This is a genomic window from Pararobbsia alpina (assembly GCF_965118125.1).
Taxonomy (GTDB): Bacteria; Pseudomonadota; Gammaproteobacteria; order Burkholderiales; family Burkholderiaceae; genus Pararobbsia; species Pararobbsia alpina_A.
The window spans coordinates 1,085,777-1,105,831 of sequence record NZ_OZ221287.1 but is presented as its reverse complement, the minus strand read 5'-3'; the positions used below and the strand labels follow the sequence as shown (position 1 = coordinate 1,105,831).

General features: G+C 61.9%; 17 protein-coding genes. 8 read left to right on the top strand and 9 right to left on the bottom strand.

Going from position 1 to position 20,055, the window contains the following annotated elements; translation table 11 throughout:
- The first annotated feature begins 2 nt into the window (after nt 1–2).
- The 5 genes from ACMFWR_RS04715 (at nt 3) to ACMFWR_RS04695 (ending at nt 6,395) form a co-directional block, all read left to right on the top strand.
- The gene (locus ACMFWR_RS04715) at nt 3–1,559 is read left to right on the top strand and encodes an MdtP family multidrug efflux transporter outer membrane subunit (RefSeq protein ID WP_413193860.1); all 1,557 of its coding nucleotides are present in this window, start codon (nt 3–5) and stop codon (nt 1,557–1,559) included.
- Nucleotides 1,560–1,942: 383 nt separating this feature from the next.
- Nucleotides 1,943–2,245, top strand: a complete 303-nt coding sequence (locus tag ACMFWR_RS04710; RefSeq protein WP_413193859.1) for a hypothetical protein — start codon at nt 1,943–1,945, stop codon at nt 2,243–2,245.
- Between the two features lie 145 nt (nt 2,246–2,390).
- Nucleotides 2,391–2,729: a YkgJ family cysteine cluster protein gene (locus ACMFWR_RS04705; RefSeq protein WP_413193858.1), complete on the top strand. Its 339-nt coding sequence runs from the start codon at nt 2,391–2,393 to the stop codon at nt 2,727–2,729.
- A 240-nt stretch (nt 2,730–2,969) separates the two neighbouring features.
- The gene (locus ACMFWR_RS04700; protein ID WP_413193857.1) at nt 2,970–4,559 is read left to right on the top strand and encodes a protease pro-enzyme activation domain-containing protein; all 1,590 of its coding nucleotides are present in this window, start codon (nt 2,970–2,972) and stop codon (nt 4,557–4,559) included.
- A 237-nt stretch (nt 4,560–4,796) separates the two neighbouring features.
- Nucleotides 4,797–6,395 (top strand): S10 family peptidase, encoded by a 1,599-nt coding sequence (locus tag ACMFWR_RS04695; protein ID WP_413193856.1) that lies wholly within the window; start codon nt 4,797–4,799, stop codon nt 6,393–6,395.
- Nucleotides 6,396–6,575: 180 nt separating this feature from the next.
- On the opposite strand, the gene ACMFWR_RS04690 is transcribed toward ACMFWR_RS04695, so the two are convergent.
- The 5 genes from ACMFWR_RS04690 to ACMFWR_RS04670 form a co-directional block, all read right to left on the bottom strand.
- Nucleotides 6,576–7,685, bottom strand: coding sequence for a response regulator (locus tag ACMFWR_RS04690; protein WP_413193855.1), 1,110 nt, complete (start codon nt 7,683–7,685; stop codon nt 6,576–6,578).
- Nucleotides 7,678–8,367: a chemotaxis protein CheB gene (locus ACMFWR_RS04685; RefSeq protein ID WP_413193854.1), complete on the bottom strand. Its 690-nt coding sequence runs from the start codon at nt 8,365–8,367 to the stop codon at nt 7,678–7,680. The genes ACMFWR_RS04690 and ACMFWR_RS04685 overlap by 8 nt, the downstream gene beginning before the upstream one ends.
- 4 nt (nt 8,368–8,371) lie before the next feature.
- The gene (locus tag ACMFWR_RS04680; protein WP_413193853.1) at nt 8,372–9,196 is read right to left on the bottom strand and encodes a CheR family methyltransferase; all 825 of its coding nucleotides are present in this window, start codon (nt 9,194–9,196) and stop codon (nt 8,372–8,374) included.
- 336 nt (nt 9,197–9,532) lie between these two features.
- Entirely contained in the window at nt 9,533–10,735 is a 1,203-nt protein-coding gene (locus ACMFWR_RS04675) for a porin (RefSeq protein WP_413193852.1), read from the bottom strand.
- Nucleotides 10,736–11,066: 331 nt separating this feature from the next.
- Nucleotides 11,067–11,561 (bottom strand): GAF domain-containing protein, encoded by a 495-nt coding sequence (locus tag ACMFWR_RS04670; protein ID WP_413193851.1) that lies wholly within the window; start codon nt 11,559–11,561, stop codon nt 11,067–11,069.
- Between the two features lie 301 nt (nt 11,562–11,862).
- Between ACMFWR_RS04670 and ACMFWR_RS04665 the strand changes: the two genes are divergently transcribed.
- Nucleotides 11,863–12,402, top strand: coding sequence for a YgjP-like metallopeptidase domain-containing protein (locus ACMFWR_RS04665; protein WP_413193850.1), 540 nt, complete (start codon nt 11,863–11,865; stop codon nt 12,400–12,402).
- Nucleotides 12,403–12,408: 6 nt separating this feature from the next.
- Here the strand turns inward: ACMFWR_RS04665 and ACMFWR_RS04660 are convergent, their stop codons facing one another.
- Nucleotides 12,409–13,233, bottom strand: coding sequence for a class I SAM-dependent methyltransferase (locus ACMFWR_RS04660; protein ID WP_413193849.1), 825 nt, complete (start codon nt 13,231–13,233; stop codon nt 12,409–12,411).
- A gap of 450 nt (nt 13,234–13,683) precedes the next feature.
- Between ACMFWR_RS04660 and ACMFWR_RS04655 the strand changes: the two genes are divergently transcribed.
- Complete coding sequence (locus ACMFWR_RS04655) at nt 13,684–15,285, top strand: peptide chain release factor 3 (protein WP_413193848.1); 1,602 nt, start codon at nt 13,684–13,686, stop codon at nt 15,283–15,285.
- A 109-nt stretch (nt 15,286–15,394) separates the two neighbouring features.
- Here ACMFWR_RS04655 and ACMFWR_RS04650 read toward each other — a convergent pair whose 3' ends face one another.
- The 3 genes from ACMFWR_RS04650 to ACMFWR_RS04640 form a co-directional block, all read right to left on the bottom strand.
- Nucleotides 15,395–16,492: a threonine aldolase family protein gene (locus ACMFWR_RS04650; protein WP_413193847.1), complete on the bottom strand. Its 1,098-nt coding sequence runs from the start codon at nt 16,490–16,492 to the stop codon at nt 15,395–15,397.
- A gap of 80 nt (nt 16,493–16,572) precedes the next feature.
- Nucleotides 16,573–17,409, bottom strand: coding sequence for an AraC family transcriptional regulator (locus tag ACMFWR_RS04645; protein WP_413193846.1), 837 nt, complete (start codon nt 17,407–17,409; stop codon nt 16,573–16,575).
- Between the two features lie 91 nt (nt 17,410–17,500).
- Complete coding sequence (locus ACMFWR_RS04640; protein ID WP_413193845.1) at nt 17,501–18,418, bottom strand: LysR family transcriptional regulator; 918 nt, start codon at nt 18,416–18,418, stop codon at nt 17,501–17,503.
- Nucleotides 18,419–18,598: 180 nt separating this feature from the next.
- Here ACMFWR_RS04640 and ACMFWR_RS04635 point away from each other — a divergent pair, with 180 nt between their 5' ends.
- Nucleotides 18,599–20,029, top strand: a complete 1,431-nt coding sequence (locus ACMFWR_RS04635; protein ID WP_413193844.1) for an MFS transporter — start codon at nt 18,599–18,601, stop codon at nt 20,027–20,029.
- Nucleotides 20,030–20,055: the final 26 nt, after the last annotated feature.

Genomic DNA, 20,055 nt, shown 5'->3' with positions numbered 1-20,055 from the left:
CAATGAACAAGTCCGACCGTGATTTCCTGCGTGCACTGCGCCTCATCAAACCGTTCGGTCGCGCCGCCGGCGCCTCGTGGCTCGCGTACGAACTGGTGTACGGACTTGTGTATGCGCTCGTGTGTGTTTTTGTCTTTGTCTTTCTCCTCGCCGGCTGCGCGTTGATCCATCACGACAGCGCACCCGACACGCTGATCCCCGCCTCAGACATTCGCGTCGCCGATGACATCCCCAGGGACATCGGCACCTGGCCCGATGCGCAGTGGTGGACGGCATATCACGATCCGCAGCTCGATGCCCTGATCACGCGCGCTCTCGCTGACGCACCCACGATGAAGATTGCACGGATGCGCGTGGCGCAGGCCAAATCGGACGTCGAACTGGTCGAAGCGGGTTCAAACCTGCAGGTGGTCGGTATCGGCCTGGTCGATCGCACGCATGTGTCGGCGCATGGCTTTCTGGGTCCGTTCGCCGAAAACGAACCGGCGGCAGGACTCACCGGCCCGTGGTACACGAGCGGGCTGGTGGGCCTCGGCGCGGACTACAAGATCGATATCTGGGGCGAACAACGCTCGCAGATCGCCGCTGCCGCAGGGGTGCATAACGCGCGTCTCGCGGAAACGGCCGCCGTGGAACTCGAAGTGTCGACGGACGTTGCCCAGCTTTACTACAGTATTCAGACGCGATATCGGCTTATCGATCTGTTACAGCAATCCGAACAGATATCGGCGTTCTCGGTCAAGACGCATCAGGCTCGATCGGATCGCGGTCTCGAGTCGGTGTCGTTCGTTGACACGGCTCAAGCGTCCGAATTCAGCGCGCAGCGGCAGATCGCCGCAATGCAGGCGCAAATCACCGCACTTCGGGAAACGCTGCGTGCCTTGATCGGCGCGGGGGCGTCGGACATGCCCGACATCAAGCCAACGTCGGTGCCACAAACGCAAGCCGGCATTCCCGCCACGCTGTCGTACGAGTTGCTTGCGCGACGCCCGGATCTTCAGGCCATGCGCTGGTACGTCGAATCGTCGTTCGACCGTATCGATGCCGCGAAGGCCGCGTTCTATCCGAGCTTCGACATCAAGGCCTTCTTCGGCGTCAATGCGATCCATCTGAGCGAACTGTTCACACGGTCGAGCCAGCAGCTCAACGTGATTCCCGGCCTGTATCTGCCGATCTTCGACGGCGGGCGCCTGAACGCCAACCTCGGCGGCGCACGGTCGGGCAGCAACTTGCTGATCGAGCAATACAACGCGTCGGTGCTCGACGCGGTACGGGACGTCGCCCAGACGGGAAACACATTGCAGAGCCTCGACACGCAGGCGGCGCTCGAACGCCAGGCGGTCGAACGCCTCGCGCAAGCGCATGACAGCGCACAAGCCCACTATCAACGCGGGCTCGCCAGCCAATATGAGGCGATCGAAAGCCAGTTGCCCGTCGTCGTCGAGCGCATCGTGCTCGTCGATATCGAGGGACACCGGATCAGCGAGCAGATTGCACTGATCAAGGCGCTGGGCGGCGGATACGACGCGCAAAACCCGGTCGAACCCAAGCCTCGCTGATCGGACTCGACCGCAGGCGGGCCAACGGACGGGTCGACGGCCCGCTCAGGAACGAGCGTTGCCAACCCCGTCGGACGTCTCTCCCCGGGCTACCAGGTAACCACCTCGTCCGCTGCGGTTGTTCACATTTTAAGAATCTTGGGCACTTCGTCTCGTCAAATCGCTGACGATTTTCTACCGCATTAACGAAGTTGCATCTAAATATTACAGCCGCGACGCCGTTAAAACGGCTGCCAGCCGTGCCAGTAAGGCTTCCGGCGCGGTTGGCGATCTGTCACCGTCCGATGCATCCATCCTGAAAGTGTTGCCCGCTAGTAATCAAAAAACGGGCAGGTTCGGTATAGTCGAGCCCGCTTTTAGGTATTTCCGGCGAGAAAGGAAAAATGAAAACTAAGTTGTTCGTGGGTCTGGGCGCCGCCCTTGCGGCATTGGCAGCCTCGCAAGCCGCATCTGCTGGCGTGCATGTGGGCATCAACGTTGGCGTCCCCGCGCCGGTCTATGTCGCTCCCGCACCGGTTTATGTCGCGCCGCCTCCGCCGCCCGTCGTCTATGCACCGGCTCCGGCCGTGGTCTACGGCGGCCCGGCAGTCGTGATCGGCTGGCACAACGACCGCTACTGGGACGGTCGCCGTTGGTGGGGTCGTCGCGACTACTACTACCATCACCCGCACTATCGCCGCTACTAATCCGGCGCGATAGGACCGCGCGCCGCCAGCAGCCCCCGTTATGCGGCGGCTCGGAGGCGCCGGTCGATTCAGCCGGTCGATTCAGTCGGTCGATGCAACGCGTGTACCATTCGACGCTGATCGATCGAATGTCCGTGTATCCCCCATGAGTCACGCTTGCCAATCCTGCGGCGCCTGCTGCGCGAGCTTTCGCGTCTCGTTCTACTGGGGCGAAACCGACGCGCATGAAGGCGGCACTGTCCCCTCTGAACTGACCCTGCCCGTTACACCGCACCACGTCGCCATGCGCGGCACGGACGTGAAGCCCGTGCATTGCATCGCGCTCGAAGGCACGGTGGGTTGCTCGGTGTCATGCAGCATCTATCACGCACGATCGAGCACGTGCCGCGAGTTCGAAGAAGGCACGCCCGAATGCGCAAAAGCGCGCGCGATTCACGGGCTCCCGCCGCTCGAAACCGCTACGGTCGCATCCGACTCCCGTTGATCTGTACGCACCCCGATTGCACTTCGTCCGATCGATCGTGCAAGCCGGACCCGCTTCGCGCGCAAACGGGTTGTGCCAACTTTACGTGCCCCTACCTAATACGCGGGTAAAACGTACTGCATCTCGAACGTAGACCGGTTGATCGCACCCCGTCTAGCAGAAACCAGATGTAAATCTTCCTGCGCGCCGCATCGCGCACGCCTACATTTAAGTACCCGTGTGCAATTGGTGGAGCGTTCAATGACGACGAAGCACCCCGTGACAGGCAGCGAGCAAACCCATCCCACAGGCGCGAAATGCATCGGTGCGTGCGACCCCGAGCAGCGCATTGAAGTCATCGTGATGCTCAGGCGCAAGGACGAAGCAGGATTCCAGAAGTTGATGGAGCAGATCAATGCGGGCGACGCACCGCCCGTCCCTGTTTCACGCGATGAATTCGATCAGCGATTCGGCGCGTCGGAAGCCGACATCGAGGCGACCCGTCGCTTCGCGCGCGCGCACGGCCTCGAGGTCTCACGTGCCAATGCGGCGCAGCGATCGGTGGTGCTGTCCGGCACGATTGCGCAATTCGAGCGTGCCTTTGACGTCAAGCTCGAACGCTACGAACATGCGGGCATCGGTGAATATCGTGGCCGCCAGGGTGCCGTGCATCTGCCTGAAGACATTCACCCGCTTGTGAAGGCGGTGCTCGGACTCGACAGCCGCCCTCAGGCGCGTCCGCATTTCCGTATTCGCCCGCCGTTCCGGCCGGCCGCGAGCGATCAACAAGCGCAGTCGTTCACGCCGCTGGATCTCGCAACGCTCTACAACTTTCCGCAAGGCGATGGTTCGGGCCAGTGCATCGCATTGATCGAGCTCGGCGGCGGCTACGCAAGCTCCGACGTCACGCAGTATTTCTCGAACCTCGGCGTGGGCCAGCCGAACGTGATCGATGTCAGTGTCGACGGCACGACCAATAGTCCGACGGGCGACCCCAACGGCCCGGATGGCGAAGTCACGCTCGACGTCGAGATTGCCGGCGCGATCGCGCCCGGAGCGACCATCGCGGTCTACTTCTCGCAGAACAGCGACTCGGGTTTTGTCGATGCGCTCAATCAGGCCATCCACGATACGACGAACAAGCCGTCGGTCGTCTCGATCAGCTGGGGCAGCCCGGAGTCGAACTGGACGTCGCAGTCGATCAATGCGTTCAACGACGTGTTGCAAAGCGCTGCGGCACTCGGCGTGACTATCTGTGCGGCCTCCGGCGACAGCGGCTCGAGCGATGGCAGCACCGACAACGCCAACGCGGTCGATTTCCCGGCGTCGAGTCCCTATGTCCTCGCTTGCGGCGGCACACATGTCTCGGCGAGCGGCACATCGATCTCGAGCGAGACGGTGTGGAACGACGGCGCCCAGGGCGGCGCGGGAGGTGGCGGCATCAGCACGGTGTTCGCGCTGCCGGCATGGCAGCAGGGCCTGTCGGCCAAGCTCACGCAGGGCGGGCGGACCGTCGCGCTGACGCACCGTGGCGTACCTGATGTCGCGGCCGATGCATCGCCGCAATCGGGCTATCAGGTGCTGTTCGACGGGCAGTCGACGGTCGTCGGCGGCACGAGTGCGGTGGCGCCGCTCTGGGCCGGCCTGATCGCGCGCATCAATGGCGCGAACGGCGGCGCGGCGGGCCTGATCAACGCGAAGATCTACGCAGCGAAATCGGTCGGCCACGACATCACGCGCGGCAATAACGGTGCGTATGAGGCGACGACCGGATGGGACGCGTGCACAGGCCTGGGCAGTCCCGATGGCACGACGGTCGCCGCAGCGTTGTCGGCGACGGTGTCGGGATAACACTGCCGGGTGCCGGGGCCGGCCGATACGAGGGCCGAATAGTTTTGCCGGGTAGCCAGGCCGGATATCTTTCCCGGATATCTATGCCCGGTGCGTATGCCGGGTACCTGTGCCGAGCAGCTGGGGCGAGTAGTCAGGTTAAGTAGCACAACGTTTAACGCGCATCTGAAAACATCTGAGGTTTTTCATCACGTAGCGACGGACATTCCAACAACTTCATCGACTGTCGGAGCCATCATGGTCACCTCCTCTTCCGTTCAAGGAAACTCCAGGCATGCTGTGGATCAGCCGTTTTTCGACCCCGTCGCGTACGGCAACGGGCCCGACGATTCGGTCACGGACGCCACGGAAGCGGCGGCGATCACACATCACACCGCGGTGATCGGCGGCAAGACGATTCACTACACCGCGACAGCGGGCCACCTGGTCACGGTCGATCCGAGCAGCTCGCAGCCCGACGCGAAGATGTTCTACGTCGCGTTCACGCAGGACGGGCAAACCGAAGAATCGCGCGCAGTCACGTTCTTCTATAACGGCGGGCCGGGCTCGTCGTCCGTGTTCGTCCTGCTCGGATCGTTCGCGCCGCGGCGCATCAAGACGTCGATGCCAAGTTTCACGCCGCCCGCGCCGTATTCGATGGAAGACAACCCCGACAGCCTGCTCGATCACAGCGACCTCGTGTTTATCAATCCGGTCGGCACGGGGTATTCGGCGGCCATCGCGCCTCGCAAGAATCGCGACTTCTGGGGCGTCGATCAGGATGCCGATTCGATCAAGCAATTTATCAAGCGGTTTCTGACGAAGAACAACCGCTGGAATTCTCCGAAGTTCCTGTACGGCGAATCGTATGGAACGGCACGCAGCTGCGTGCTCGCGTACCGGCTGCATGAAGACGGCGTCGACCTGAACGGTGTGACCTTGCAGTCGTCGATCCTCGACTACACACAGGCGGGCAACCCCGTCGGTGCGTTGCCGACCGCGGCCGCGGATGCCTGGTATCACAAGAAGCTCGGTGTGAAGCCCGCGCCGGCCAATCTCGGAGACTTTGCCGAAACTGTTGCCGACTTCGCGCGGACCGACTACCTCACGGCGCTGCGCAAGTATCCGCATCAGGACGATGCCACCGTCGAGAAGCTGTCGGAGTACACGGGAATCGACAAGCCGACGCTGCTCGCATGGGGCCTCGATATCGCCGCTTACGACAGCCGCGGCAATTCCCTGTTCCTGACGACGCTGCTGACCTCACGCGGCCTGTCGCTGGGGTCGTACGACGGACGCGTCACGGCGATCGGCACAGGCATCGCGGGCAAGATCGACCCGAACTCCGGCGGTAACGATCCGACGATGACGGCGGTGACGGGTGTCTACACGAGCATGTGGAACACGTATCTCAACGAACAGCTCAAGTACACGTCGAACTCGTCCTTCACGGATCTGAACGATCAGGCCTTTCTGAACTGGGATTTTGGCCACATTGATCCGACCGGTGCGCAAAAGGGCAAGGACGCGCAGGGCAACGTCATTCTCTACACCGCAGGCGACCTGGCCGCCGTGATGGCGCTCAATGTCGATCTCAAGGTGTTGTCGGCGAACGGGTACTACGACTTCGTCACACCCTTCTATCAGACGGTGCTCGATCTCCAGCAGATGCCGCTGATCGACAAGACGGTGCGCGAGAATTTATCGGCGCGTTTCTATCCGTCGGGACATATGGTGTATCTCGACGGCGGCTCGCGCACGCAGCTCAAAGCCGACCTTGCCAAGATGTACGAAGCGGCGACATCGAATCATCCGGCGATGACGCGAATCCGTGCGCTGCAGCAAAGAAAGGCCTAGTAAGGCCCAGGGTGAGCTTCTGTACGCGCCCGAGTCACAAATCCGACACAAGGATTCTGTAAGGTTACGCCCGGCATTGCTAATGCCGACACCTCAGAATCCGCAAGACCATGATGGTCCCGGCGCGCGCGAATCGCCGGTCCGTCTCTTGAATGCCGGCTTACGCCGGCTTTTTTTTGGCTACTGCTGCGCCGTTCTCGGCAGCGACACCTCGAAGCGCGTGCGATTGCGCGCGGTCGACGAATCGACGTGAATCTCGCCGTCGTGCAGGCGAACGATCTCGTGAGCGATATAGAGTCCAAGCCCGAGGCCCGTGCTCCGCCCGCGGTTCTGGTTATCGGAAAAGAACGGCTCGAAGATATTGCGCGCCACCGCTTCCGGTATCGCGCCGCCGCTCTCGACCGACACGCGTACGGCATGCGCGGCATCGCCGTCGAGATCGACTTCGATCGGCACGCTGGGGTCACCGTGCTGAAGCGCGTTGCCCACCAGATTCGACCAGACTTGACCGAGTCGATCGACGTCCCAGTAGCCCGCCGTATCGCCCCGGCTCCGATAGATGATGCGCGGCGTCTCGCTTTCGAGCGGCCGGTCGAACTCGGCCACGATGCGAGCGCACACCGGCGTCATATCGGCAAAGCTCCTCGACAGCGTCATCTGGCCCGCTCGCATGCGTGCGATGTCCACGAGCTGCTCGACCATGCGCGTCATGCGCGTGCCGCTATTGAGGATGCGCTGCGCCGAGGTCGTAAGCCGGTTGTCGTCCGAGAGCCGTGCGATCAGTTCGGCGCTCGCCATGATCGACGCGAGCGGATTGCGCAGATCGTGTCCGAGCACGGCCATGAACATCTCGTTCATGCGAATCGACTGTTCAAGCTCTTCGAGCTGCTTGCCAAGCTGCCTGCGCTGCGTATAGAGCTCGACGAACACCTCGACCTTGCTGCGCAGAATATGCGGGTCGAACGGCTTGTAGAGGAAATCGACGGCGCCGGATTCGTAGCCGCGAAAGGTACGCACCGCGCTTCGATCCGTCGCTGTCAGAAAGATGATCGGCACATGGCGCGTGCGGACCGAGCCCCGCATATATTCAGCGAGTTCGAAGCCATCCATGCCCGGCATCTGTACGTCGATCAGCGCGAGCGCAAAGTCGTGCTGCAGCAGCAGTTCGAGCGCGTCGGCCCCCGACCGCGCGCGCAGGGTCTCGATCTGCGGCTCATCGAGCAAGGCCTCGAGGGCAACGAGGTTCTGCTCGATATCGTCGACCAGTAACACTTTGACTCGGCTACTCATGGCGGTGGCTTGCCCCTTTGGATTGTTCTGTGGTCCCTGCGCGTGCATCGGGATGCGGCGGGATATTGTTATCGGTCAAATCAGGTGTCGCACACAGATGCGCGAGACGGTGCGCGATATCGTCGGGCGTCAGCACTTCGTCGACGACGCCGCGCGAGATGGCGCTCAACGGCATCGTGACCGAACGCGCGGTCGACGGCAGTTGCGCCCAGGTCGCGCCCCCGGCGTTGCGGATCGCAGTCATACCCGCCGCGCCGTCATCGCTTGCCCCCGTCAGCAAGATGCCCAGCACGCGCGACCGATAGGCCCACGCCGCAGATTCGAAGAGCACGTCGATCGACGGGCGCGAATACTGCACGGGGTCGTCGACCGACAAGGCGCAGGTCATATCGGCCTCGACGAGCAGGTGGTAGTCGGGCGGCGCGAAGTACACGGTGCCCGCTTCGATCGGCTGCTTGTCGGCTGCCTCGCACACGCGGATCGCGCAGCGTGGCGCATAGAGCTCGTATAACGCACGCGTGCTCGCGCGCAGGTGCTGCACGATCAGGACCGCCGAAGGAAACGCCGCGGGCAGGCGCGGAAGCAAGGCGCCCAGCAACTCGACACCGCCGGCCGATGCGCCAATCACGACGGCATCGAAGGGCCAGTCCGTCCTCGTTGACACGCTCTCGCTGTCGCTCATGGCGCTATCGTTTTTGAAACACGCGCTGCGTCGCATCCACTTCGCCAAATGCGTCGGCATGCGCGCAAAAGCGAAGACTCTCCTTGCTGCCCAACCCCAGAAACCCGCGCCGCACGAGCGAATCGTGGATCAGCCCGATCGCGCGATCCTGCAAACCGCGATTGAAATAGATCAGTACGTTGCGGCACGACACCAGATGCATCTCGGAGAACACGCTGTCGGTCGCCAGGCTGTGGTCGGCGAACATGACCTGCGTGCGCAGCGATCGCGCGAAACTCGCATTGCCATAGGCGGCATGGTAATAGTCGGCCAGCGCGCGCGTGCCGCCCGAAGCCAGGTAGTTCTTTTCGAAGCCCGCGATCCGGTCGAGCGAATACACCGCCGATTGCGCGACGCGAAGCGCATCGGGGTTGATATCGGTCGCGTACAACAACGTGCGGTCAGCCAGACCCGACTCTTCGAACAGGATCGCGAGCGACCAGACCTCTTCGCCGGTTGCACATCCCGCGACCCACACCTTGATCGACGGATAGGTGTGCAACACGGGTACGACATGCTCACGCAGCGCCCGAAAATATTCGGGGTCGCGAAACATGTCACTGACCTGCACCGTCAGGTACTGCAACAGCCGCGCAAACACACCCTCGTCGCGAAGCACGCGATCCTGAAGCTGCGAGAGCGTCTCGACACGCATATCGCCTAGCGCAAGCGTCAGCCGGCGCCGCAGCGACGCGAGCGAGTAGCTGCGGAAATCGTGGTGATATTTCCTGTAGATCGCCTCGAGCAGCAGCGGGAGTTCGATTTCGAAATCTTCGGAGGCGGTCACCATGCGTGCGCGATAGGGGTCGACGAGCCGCGATTATCGCGCACCGCCGGCCTGAGTTCTGGCCATCTGTATCTGGATAGCAATCCGCGTGCCTGCCCCCCCGGCGTGCCGATTCGCGCCAGGCGACAAGATCCCCGCACGCCCATCGACGCGCAACCGCTATGTCGCTTGCCACGGGCGCGGGCGCTCGCTCTGCGTTAAAGCGGCCCGATCGGTCGTGGTGGAACGCCGGGGCGCCAATGCAAAAAGGGAGCCGAAGCTCCCTTTTGTTCCTGCATGAATACGACTGCCGCAGACCGGTTCGCGCGAAGCGAACCGGCCTGGGCCGGTCTGCGTCGCTTAGAAGCGAGCGCGGATACCCGTCGTGATCGCGACTTGGTTCGGCGTCGTCGATTGGGTTTCGCCCGTGATCGAAGCGACAGCCTTCGAGCCCGTCGAGTCGATACCGCTTGCGTGTTGGTACACGCCAAGCAGGTACACGTCGGTGCGCTTCGAGAGCAGGTAGTCGACGCCCAGGTTGAACTGGTTGTACGTCGCGCCCGTTTCGACGCCCTTGGCCGTCGTGATCGACTGGCCCTTCGTGTAGTTGTACGAGAAGCCCAGGACAACCGACGGCGTCAGCGTGTACTTCACGTTCGCTTCGATGTCGTTGAACGTAGCCGAATCGCCGTTGTGGAACGCGTTGGTCACGCCAGCTGCGTTGCCCAGGTTGAAGAACTTGACGTTCGAGTACACGAGACCCAGCGTTGCCGGTCCGATTGCGTAGTTGCCTGCGACGTCGATGATCTGCTCGCTGCCAGCCGAAGCGAAGCCCGAGTAAGCCGTGTGCGTGCCGCCGAAGTTGCTGCCCGACGTGACTGCGTTCGGGTTCGCTGCGAAGAAGCCGTAGTTCGGGTTCTTGGCGAACAGGTAGTTCGCTGCAACGATTGCCGGGCCGTTGGCGTATTGAGCGCCGAACGACATCAGGCCGTTACGCGATGCATCGCCAGCGACGCCGCCGAGGCTGTACATGCCCGTTGCCTTGAAGCCGGCGAACGTCGGGCTGACGTACTTGATCGTGTTGTTGACGCGGTTCAGGTTGCCGATGTTGTCGATGTCGCCAGCGTGAGCCGTCAGGTTGCCCCACGTGCCGTAGGCTGCGAGCGGCTGAATCAGGTCGACGCCCGTGTCGTATTGACGACCGAGAGTGATCGTACCGTACGACGTGTTCGACAGACCGACGAACGCTTGACGGCCGAAGAAGTCGCCGCCCTGGCCCGAAGCGCCCGTGTTGTAGTTGAAGCCGCTTTCGAGCACGAAGATGGCCTTGCTGCCGCCACCCAGATCTTCCGTGCCACGCAGGCCCCAACGGCTGCCCGACAGACCGGCGTTCGCGCCGTCTTGTTCTTGAATCAGCGAATGGCCAGCGCCAGTCGACGTCTTGTTGCTATTCGTATAGACCAGGCCTGCATCGATAAGGCCGTACAGCGTGACGCTGCTTTGAGCTTGAGCGACCGACGCGAGCGAGCCGAGGGCTGCCAGCGCGATAAGCGACTTTTTCATTTGTTGAATATTCTCGATCTAAGGTGTGGTGAGCAGCTGCATATGGAAGCGCTACAACCCCGGCCCCCATAAAAGCTGCGCGAAGAGTACCAACCTTGCCGTGACAATTCATTTGCTCGAACAACGATTGTCGACACGCGTCGCGCGTGCACAACGAGATGGCATACCGACAATTCGCTCTTCCTTCATGTCATGAGCCTGACATGTTTCGTTGCGGCATACCAAACAAAAAGGCGCTCTGCAGAGCGCCTTTTTTAAGGGGTTTTCTGAAATACTCAGTAAACAAATAAACGGTAAACGTACGTAAGACAGATACGTTCCCGACGCAGTTTCATTTGCGCCATCCGTGCTCGATAAACACCGCGCACAGTGCTTCCATGCCGGCGCGATCGTCGTCACCGAAGCGGGCGACGTTCGGACTGTCCACATCCCAGACGCCGATCAATGAACCATCGGCAGCGATCAGCGGCACGACGATTTCCGATTGCGACGCGGCATCGCACGCGATGTGACCGGGGAAATCATGCACGTCGCCCACGACTTGCGTTTCACGCGTCTGCGCCGCCGTGCCGCAGACACCGCGGCCGAGTGCGATGCGGACGCACGCAGGCTTGCCCTGGAACGGACCGACGACGAGCTCGGTGCCGTCGAACAGATAGAAGCCCGCCCAGTTCAGATCGGGCAACGCGTTGTAGACGAGCGCCGAGAAATTGGCCGCATTCGCGATGCGGTCCGTTTCGTCCGCAAGCAGCGAACGCGCTTGTTCGACGAGTTCCGCGTAGAGCGCGGGCTTGGACAAACTGGAGTCAATCGTTGCAGAAAACATCTTCGATACACGCATCAAATAGGGAAGCGGGCACTCACGGCCCGCGATATCCGCATCTTACCGTGGCGAGCGGTCAGGTGCTGATGGCACGGTGACGCTGTGGTCGTTCACGGCGACAAGCACTGCATCTCGCTCGACAGCTCCATGGCCACCGATGTCCCCCGTTCACGCCACATCCGGCGGGCCGCCCCGTAAAACAGGCATACTGTTACGTCTGTATCGACGCGACAGCGGCCGTCATCTCTCGCCGCACTGACCGAACGCAGCGTTCGCGCCGGTTTCATCTGTTTTATCCGTGACCATGCAGCACCTAAAATATTTGGGCGCTTATCCAGCCCAGCTACTCGATCAGGTTCGCGCGATGATTCGCGACGACCGCCTTGGCGCCTATCTCGAGAAGAAATATCCCGAGCGCCACGTCGTGCAGACGGACAAGGCGCTTTATCAGTACACGAATGATCTGCGCGTGCAGTTTCTCCGCAGCGCGCCCATGATCGACAAGGTGCTCTACGACGCAAAGCTCGACGTGCTGCACAACGCACTCGGCCACCATCGCGCGATCTCGCGCGTGCACGGCAACAAGATCACCGCGCGCAAGGAAATCCGGATCGCGTCGCTATTCAAGGATGTGCCGCCCGAATTCCTCGAAATGATCGTCGTGCATGAGCTCGCGCACCTCAAGGAAAGCGAGCACAACAAGGCGTTTTACCGGCTCTGCGAACATATGCAGCCGGGCTACGCGCAGTACGAGTTTGATCTGAGGCTGTACCTCACGCACCGGGACATGATGCGTGAGCGTGAGAGAGGGCAAGCGCCGGGCGAGAATCACAGCCCGGCTTAACGCGCCTTATTCGACGAAGAACCGCTCCTTCATCTCGTCGAGCGCGAGCGTCTGGAGGATGTCGTGCATGCGATCGGCCGGACGCTTGCGCGGCAGATCCTTGAAGGTCGCGACGATGAGTTCGTTCTTCATCGAGTGCTCCCAGCCGACCAGCTCGGTCACCGTCACCTGATAGCCGTGCGCCTCGAGCTGCAGACAACGCAGCACGTTCGTGATCTGGCTGCCGAACTCGCGCGTATGCAGCGGATGCCGCCACAGCTCCGTCAGCGGATTGCGCAGGGCCTGCTGCTTGTTCTTGCGCAGCACCGCGGCGACCTCGGCCTGGCAGCACGGCACCAGCACGATATGTTTGGCCTTCTTCTTCAACGCAAACTGAATCGCGTCGTCGGTCGCAGTGTTGCACGCATGTAGCGCCGTCACGATATCGACGGTCGCGGGCAGCTTGTCCGACGTGATCGAATCGGCGACCGACAGATTCAGGAACCCCATGCCCGGGAAACCGAGGCGCGTCGCGAGTTCGCGCGATTTGTCGACCAGCTCGTCCCGCGTCTCGATGCCGTAAATCATCGGGCCGGCCGGTAACGACTTGAAAAACAGGTCGTAAAGAATAAAGCCGAGATACGACTTGCCCGCGCCGTGGTCGACGAGCGTCAGGTCAGGGTGTTCCGCGCGCACGGATTCGAGCAGCGGCTCGATAAACTGGTACAGGTGATAGACCTGCTTGAGCTTGCGACGGCTATCCTGGTTCATTTTCCCGTCGCGCGTCAGGATATGAAGCTCCTTCAGCAGCTCGATCGACTGACCGGGCCTGATCTCGGGGGGCGTAGACATGATGGGACCTCGATGCGCGCGGGCCGGAACCGAAGCGGAACCTGATTCACCGGGCGGCGCGCCATGAATATTCTGCAGGGGGCCGATGATAGCAAGTTCCGGCGAGCCTTGCCCCGAGCCGCGCGCAGCAAGGCTTAGCGGAAGAAGACGCTTTTGAGGGCGTTCCGATATTCGGGCAAACCACTCAGACCGCCTGCGTACCCGGCGGACAGACGCACCCGTCACTGCACCCCGAAACGCCCGTCCCGCCTGCGCGACCCGGTGCGGAACGTGCCTGGACGCCCCATCCGCCCTATTTTCAGTGGCGTCCTGCGCCCCCTCCCCGGAGCCGGGCTCTCCGCTTCCGGTAAAATGCCGGCTTTCCTGCCGTTTCGTCCCCCTGCCGCGCCCAGCGCGCCGTGGTCTTCGTGACGCCGGCACGCCCACTATTCAACGCATTCGACGGTTTCAATGTCACTTTCAGAAGTCCAACGGCGACGTACGTTCGCGGTCATTTCGCACCCTGACGCCGGTAAAACCACGCTCACCGAAAAACTGCTGCTGTTTTCGGGCGCCATCCATATCGCCGGCACCGTCAAGGGCCGCAAGAGCAATCGCTATGCGACCTCCGACTGGATGGAGATCGAAAAGCAGCGCGGGATCTCGGTCGCGAGCTCGGTCATGCAGTTCGAATACCGCGACGCGGTCATCAACCTGCTCGACACCCCGGGCCACCAGGACTTCTCGGAAGATACCTATCGCGTGCTGACCGCGGTCGATGCGGCCGTCATGGTCATCGACGGCGCCAACGGCGTCGAAGAGCAGACGCTCAAGCTGCTCGAGGTCTGCCGCAGCCGCAAGACGCCGATCGTGACGTTTATCAACAAGCTCGACCGCGAAGTGCGCGAGCCACTCGATCTGATCGACGAAATCGAGCAGCATCTTGGCGTGTCGGCGATCCCGTTTACGTGGCCCATCGGCATGGGCAAGGAATTCCAGGGCGTCTACGACATCCAGGCCGATCAGGTTCGCGTATTCCGCCCGGGCGACAGCACGCTCGGCGGCGACGTGCAGACGCTGCAGGCCCTGAACGATGACGACGGCGTGGCGCGCTTTGGCGAAAGCTGGCGCAAGGCCAAGGAAGAGGTCGACCTGATCACCGGTGCGACACCGAGCTTCGATCGCGCCGCGTTTCTCGAAGGTAACCAGTCGCCGGTGTTGTTCGGTTCGGCGATCAACAACTTCGGCGTGAAGGAAATTCTCGACGCGCTGATCGATCTCGCACCGCCGCCGTCGGGCCGTATGGCCGCGCAACGTGAAGTGTCGCCCGAAGAGCCGAAGTTCACGGGCATGGTGTTCAAGGTCCAGGCCAATATGGACCTCGCGCACCGCGACCGCGTGGCCTTTATTCGTGTGTGCTCGGGCCATTTCGAGCGCGGCATGGCGCTGCGCGTATCGCGCTCGGGCAAGACGTTCCGCGCGAATAACGTGGTGACGTTCCTGTCACAGCGCCGCGAGACGGTTGAAGACGCGTATCCGGGCGACATCATCGGCATTCCGAACCACGGCACGCTGGCCCTCGGCGACACGCTCTCTGAAGGCGAAGCGCTGCAGTTCCTCGGCCTGCCCTTCTTCGCACCGGAAATCTTCCAGACCGTCGAAGCGAAAGACCCGATGCGCGCGAAGCAGCTCGGTGAAGCGCTCAAGCAGCTCGGCGACGAAGGTGCGATTCAGGTGTTCAAGCCGATGCTCGGCGGCATGACCGTGCTCGGCGCCGTCGGGCAACTGCAGTTCGAAGTCGTCTCGCACCGCCTGTCGAACGAATACAAGGTCGACGTGCGTATGGCTCCTGCGCGCTTCCGTCTCTCGCGCTGGATCACCGCAGAAGACCCGGCGCGTCTGAAGAAGTTTGTCGACTTCTACACCGACCGCCTCGCGCTCGATGCGTCCGACGCACCGACCTTCCTCGCCGGACACGTTGCGGAAATCAACGCCGCGAAAGAATCCTGGCCGGACATCGTCTTTAACGAACTGCGCGAGCACTCGGGCGCACCGTTTCAGAAGCGCCGGTAGTCCGCCTGCCAAGAGGTCCCACTCGCCGCCCGCCCGTGAGTCAGTTCGCATGCGCGACTCCCCGGCCAGGCGGGAGTGGTTCATCGCGACCGGCACTCGGATTCGCGATTCAATATCCAGCACCTGCCGGGACGCGCGTCGCCGAACCGAACACCCCTGCGTCAGCCGCGTGCGCTTCGGCAACCGAAGCGATGATGTCTATCGCTTGCTGAACCTGCTGACGCGATATGTTGAGGTACGGAATCGCGCGCACGCCATCCGCTCCTGACGGCAACACGTACAAGCCCTTGGCGTGCAGCGCTTCGACGAATTCGCCGGCGGGCAACGACGTAACGCCAAATCGCACGATATTGGTTTCCACCGTCGAGACATCCAGAGCGATGCCAGGCAACGATGCAATACCGCGTGCGAGCATCCGTGCGTGTTCATGATCTTCCTCCAAGCGAGCGCGATGATGCCTCAACGCGTAAAGCGCGCCGGCCGCGATGATGCCCGCTTGCCGGAACCCCCCGCCGATTTGCTGCTTGAAGCGCCGCGCCCGCGCAATGAAGTCGCGCGGGCCCGCAAGCGCGGATCCGACAGGCGCGCCGAGCGCCTTGGAAAAACATACGCTCACGGTGTCGAAATGTTTTGTGTAGTCTCGCTCGGGAATGCCGGTCGCCGCCGTTGCATGCCAGAGACGCGCTCCGTCGAGATGCAGTGCCAAGCCCATTGAGCGGCCCGCATCGCAAACACTGACCAGCTGATCAATCGGCCAGACTTTGCCCCCGCCGATGTTGTGCGTGTTCTCCAGGCAGAGCAGCTTGACGGGCGCAGGTATCGTGGCGGGGAAAAACCGATGGGGAACGCCTAGAGCGTCAAACACATCTTCCGGAGAAAACACGCCACGAATGCCGGGCAACAATCGCGGAAGCACGCCAGAAAACGCGGCGGGCGCTCCACCTTCGAGGATGTAGACGTGAGCGTTCTGATCGAACAGCACGGCGTCTCCCGGTTCCGTGTGAGCGCGGATCGCGACCTGATTGGTCATGGTTCCGGTCACCATGTACACGGCGTCTTCCTTGCCAAGCAGCTCAGCGACTTCCCGCTCGAGCTCCTTTACGGTCGGGTCGTCCCCGTAGACGTCGTCTCCCACCTGCGCGGCCATCATGGCCTCGCGCATCGCCGCTGTCGGTTGGCTGCAAGTGTCGCTGCGCAGATCGATCATGTCGTGCTCCCTCAGTACGTGACTCGTACTCGGAAGTCTGCGCGCTCAGACTTGTAGTCTTTTGGATAAAGTTGCGCCTTTTATCGCTGGGAACGGCTCGGAGGAACGCCAAAGAAGCGCTTGAATTCGCGACTCAGGTGACCTTGATCGCAGTATCCGACTTCGATCGCCACATGCCGAAGGGTCTGCCCTTTTAGCAGAAGATGCTTCGCCATCTCCACGCGCCTCTGAATCAGATACGCGTGGGGCGCGACACCCACCGTGCTTTTGAATGCGCGGATCAGGTGATACGGACTCATACCGGCGACTTCCGCAATCGCGTCGAGTGCCGGACTTTCAACGAAGTGCGCGTCGATGTAGTCTCGCGCCCGTTTGACAGCGCCCGGCATCAGCCACTTGCAGTCAATCCCACGAGCCGTCAGCGCATGACGATGAACGAGTTGAAAGAGCGCGGCCGTCAAACGAGAGGCCTTTTCTAACGGATGAACATCCGGGGACTCGGAGCACCGATGCGCCTCATACAGCAGCTTCATTGTCTGCGGATCATCGATCACCGTCTCAGGAAAATAGACTGACCCTGCGAACGGTTCGCCGTCTTGTTTGAGCGCGTCGATAAGATCACGCATCGGGATATACATCATCCGATAGTCCCAACCACCCTCAAGCGCCGGACGCCCTTCGTGCACGCTGCCGGGGTTAATGACGCAGATCGTGCGCTCCGGCATCACCAGACGATGCCCGCGCCCGTCGAGGAACGCTTGCGCACCGCGTTCGATGACACCCACGGCGAATTCGTCATGCGCATGAGGCGGAAAGCGATGCGTGCGGTACGTGGCTTGCAGCATCTCGATACCCGCAAACGCGGGCTCGCGCCAGAACTTCGCACGGTTCGGACGGCGAGTAGGCAGAGGTTCCATACGAGAATGTCTGTGAGCCGACGTCGGCTAATTAGCCGCAGCATACTCTCCGGTAAGGTACAACAGTGCCCCGAGCGAGCCCGAGTGCGCGTCAGGGACGAGTCAACTGCGCAATGAACGCCTTCGTAGCCGCGGTCAGCACGCCGCCGCGCTTCGTGCCGACACAAATCCGGCGAACGGCCCACGGCTCGTCTAGCGGCACCGTGATCACCTTGTCGAAGTCCTCTCGGGGCACCATGCTCTCGGGGTGAATCGTCACACCGAGGTTCTCTCTGACCAACGCACGCGCGGCGTCCATCGTGCCCACGCTGTATTTCTCCCGCAACTCACGGCCCAATGCCGTCGCCGCGTTGCGTAGCTGCTTCATCATCGACGTCGAGGGCGAAATGCCAATGACATTCTCTTCAAGCAGATCCGCGGTTGTTACGCTCGCGCGCTCGCCAAGCGGGTGACCGCGAGGTACCACGGCAACCAGATAGTCGGTGCGGTACTCGACAATGTCGAGCGTTTCGCTGTCGACATCATCCGAGTCGTAAAACACGGCCATCTCGGCATTGCCGGCCACGACAGCGTTGATCACGTTGACGTTCGCGTCTTCGTATAACTCGATATCCACCAGAGGGAAGTCCCGCTCGAACTCGGCAATTTCCCGTGCGAGAAAGTGAACAATGATTGTGCTGGTGGAACCGATGCCGATATGTCCGCGTACGCCCTCGGTGAATTGCGCGAGCTCGCCGCGCATCACATCGAGACCGGCGAACATCAGGCGCAGGTGCCGCGCCAACACGTCGCCTGCGGCGGTAGGCGTCATCCCGTTCGGGAACCGATCGAAAAGCGGAATGCCGGCGACCTCCTCAAGGTCCTGAATCCGCCGGGTCGCCGCCGACGGCGTGATGCTCTCGCGCGACGCGGCACGACGAATCTGCTGCTCCTCGATTACGGTCAGAAACAACCTCAAGGTGAACAGGTCAATCCGCCTCGTCAGAGTATGGACGCTGAGTCCGGTCATGGCTTCTCCTCGCTCCTTGCTCCGCGCTGTCGAGCGCCTCTCCCGTTGACAGAAAGTCAACGCAGCGTTCGAAAAACGGCAATCGCCTTTCGCAACGTCGCTTTCTACCATGGCAACAGACTCGGTGAGGATCGACAAACCCGATCTGGATCACCACTCACTGCCTGGATCCGTACCGCCATGAATGCCGCTTCATCACGCCCCCATTCAGTCGGGCCGTTGCCCTACGTGGTGGCTGCCACCTTTTTTATGGAGTATCTCGACACCACGGTGATCACCACCGCACTGCCGCAGATGGCCCACTCTTTTGGAGCGAACCTGAACGCGATCAGTCTGGGAATGAGCGCTTACATGATCGCACTCGCAATCTTCATCCCCGCAAGCGGCTGGGTCGCCGACCGCTTCGGGTCGCGCAGCGTGTACTTCGCCGCCATTGTCGCGTTCACCGTCGCGTCGTTGCTCTGCGCCATCTCGCAGAATGTGGCCGAGTTTACCGCCGCACGGGTGTTGCAGGGTCTCGGGGGGGCGTTGATGGTGCCGGTCGGACGCTTGATCGTCGTACGCACCACCGAGAAAGGACTTCTCATGAAGGCCATCAACACGATCACGTGGCCTGCGGTCGTCGCGCCCTTGATCGGACCGCCGTTGGGTGGATTCATTACGACGTACGCGTCGTGGCGCTGGATTTTCATGCTCAATCTGCCGGTCTGTCTCGCCGCAATGGCCGCCGTGCTCAGGTGGGTGCCGAATCTGCGCAACGCGCAGCGTCGCCCCTTCGACATGGTGGGCCTTGTGCTGAGCGGGCTGGCGTTGACGGCCATCGTGTATGGATCGGACATCGCGAGTCAGCAGGGCACGAATCCGTTCATGGGTCTGGGCGTTGTCGCAGCCGGGATCGTGGTCGGGTGCATTGCGGTCTGTCACGCGCGCCATCAGGCACATCCGCTGATCGATGTCACCACCCTCGACATCCCGACGTTCTCGGTAACAGTCGTGACCGGAACGCTGACGCGTATCGCGATCGGCGCGGTACCGTACTTGTTGCCGCTGATGTTTCAGGTCGCGTTCGGGCTGTCTGCATTCAACGCGGGTTTGCTGCTGATCGTCAGTGCCGTCGGCAATCTCGCCATGAAGGCGTTCACGACGCCGATCCTGCGGCGCTTTGGATTCAGGCGCGTCGCCACCATCGGCTGCGCGGTGGGCGGTGTGTTTATCGTCGCGTGCGGGCTGCTGACGCCAGCGTCTCCGCTGTCGTGGATCGCGTTGGTGGTCTTCGTGTATGGCGTAACGCGGTCGACGCAGTTCGCGATGCTGGCCATGCTTGCGTATGCCGATGTTCCGCCCGCACGCATGACGGCCGCCAACACGGTGTGGAATTCGGCCTACCAGTTGAGCATCGGTCTCGGTATCGCGTTCGGCGCGCTGGCACTACGCGCGGGTTCGGCGCTCGGTGGCGGCGACACTGCGACCCTGCAGACCTTTACGCTTCACGATTTCCGGTTCGCTTTTCTGTGCGCAGGAGCCTTGTTGACCGCATCGATATACGGGTACATGAAACTTCCGCGAGACGCCGGTGCCTCGGTGATCGGCGAGTCAGCGCCCGAGTCTTAGAGACACGGGCGTTCCTTGCGAATCGC